Source organism: Actinotalea sp. C106 (genome assembly GCF_023630195.1).
Classification (GTDB): domain Bacteria; phylum Actinomycetota; class Actinomycetes; order Actinomycetales; family Cellulomonadaceae; genus Actinotalea.
This window is the reverse complement of sequence record NZ_JALPKN010000485.1, coordinates 1-1,457: the sequence shown is the minus strand read 5'-3', so window position 1 is coordinate 1,457 and position 1,457 is coordinate 1. Positions and strand designations below refer to the sequence as shown.

Below are 1,457 nucleotides of genomic sequence, written 5' to 3'. Positions count from 1 at the left end.
GACCCGGCGTGGATGACCGACCTGACACGCCGCTTCGGGCCCGCCAGGGAGTACGCGCCCGAGCTGCGCGCACCCGCCGGGCTCGGGGCGCGGCAGGTTCCCGCGTCCACGCCGGGCCTCGTCCGTCGGCTGGCCCACCGCCTCTCCGCCGAGCGGGCGGGGTGGGAGGCGGCGCTGCAGTCCTCGGCTGCCTGGCGCGCCGTCGGGCCCTTCGTGGTGTCGCTACGTCCGCTGTGGTGGGTGCTGCGCGCGTGGGTGTGGTTCGTCGCGGTCCTCGTGGTTCTTCACAGCCTCCTGGGATACACCTCGGCCCAGGCCTTCGTCCCGACCAACGCGGCCGCCTGGCTCTTCCTCCTGGCCCTCGTCGTGCTGTCGGTCCAGTGGGGGCGCGGCGGGCTGGGTCGACGCCCGACGGTCCGCCTGCTCGGTCGTGCGGGCGGCGTCGTGGCCGTTCTCGCCGTCGTGCCGGCACTGCTCGGGTTCTTCTCCTACGTCGACGCGCGTGGCGCCGGTGGTGGCGGTGTCTCCTACGTCGAGGTCCCCGTCTACGAGGAGCTGCCCCAGCAGGACGGCGTCTGGGTCGACGGGATGCAGGTGAGCAACCTGTTCGCCTACGACGCCGCGGGGAACCCGCTCGAGGGGATCCAGCTCTACGACGACCGTGGCCGTCAGGTGCGGACCACGACCGACGGCTCCTGGAGCGACTGGTCGCTGCCAGGGATCGAGGAGTCCTGGACCTTCACGGCCTCCGAGGACGTGGACGGGCGGGCGCGGTGGAACGTGTACCCGTTGGCTGGAGCCCCGTCGAGCGAGTGGGAGTACACCGACGACGGGGAGCGAAGCCTCGCCCGGACCGCGTCCCCGCGCACGCCACCCCGGCCCTTCGCCAAGGCCCCTGCTGTGGTGCGCGAGGCCGCCGTGGGATCGAGCGGTCGCCCCCCGGTCGATCCCACGGGTGACGAGGTCGTGGCCTCCGGGGAGTGACGCGCGCCGGGACGGGCCCGGTGGCCGTGTCTCGGGCCGCGGGCGGGCAGCGGGGACGGGCGGGCATGATCGGGGGATGAGTGTCGACCACCCGGTCTCCCTGCCGCACCCGCGCACCCGCCAGCTGTTCGGGTCGCCCGTGCCGCCCGATGCCGGTTGGCCGGGGGACCTGGCGGACGGCACCACGCCCGTGGCGACCTCGGCCGACCAGGTGGCGCGGATCGCTGGCACCTCGGACGCGATGTCCCAGGTCGACGCCGCCTCGACGGTCTGCCGGGCGTGCCCGCGGCTGGTCTCCTGGCGTGAGGAGGTCGCGGTCACGCGGCGCCGGGCCTTCCGCGACCAGCCGTACTGGGGCCGTCCGGCCGCGGGGTTCGGCGACCCGGACGCGAGGTTGCTCGTCGTCGGCCTGGCCCCCGCCACGAGGTAGACAGCGGTGAGCATCGGCCCGCTCGCGGCCGGCAGGTCGGTCA

Annotated in this window: 2 protein-coding genes; both read left to right on the top strand. The window is 74.9% G+C overall.

The window, feature by feature from the left end; genetic code table 11:
- A partial coding sequence (locus L0B03_RS17855) for a hypothetical protein (RefSeq protein ID WP_250448347.1) occupies positions 1–984 on the top strand: 984 nt, incomplete at its 5' end.
- A 76-nt stretch (positions 985–1,060) separates the two neighbouring features.
- Positions 1,061–1,414, top strand: coding sequence for a hypothetical protein (locus L0B03_RS17850; protein WP_374205027.1), 354 nt, complete (start codon positions 1,061–1,063; stop codon positions 1,412–1,414).
- Positions 1,415–1,457 lie beyond the last annotated feature (43 nt).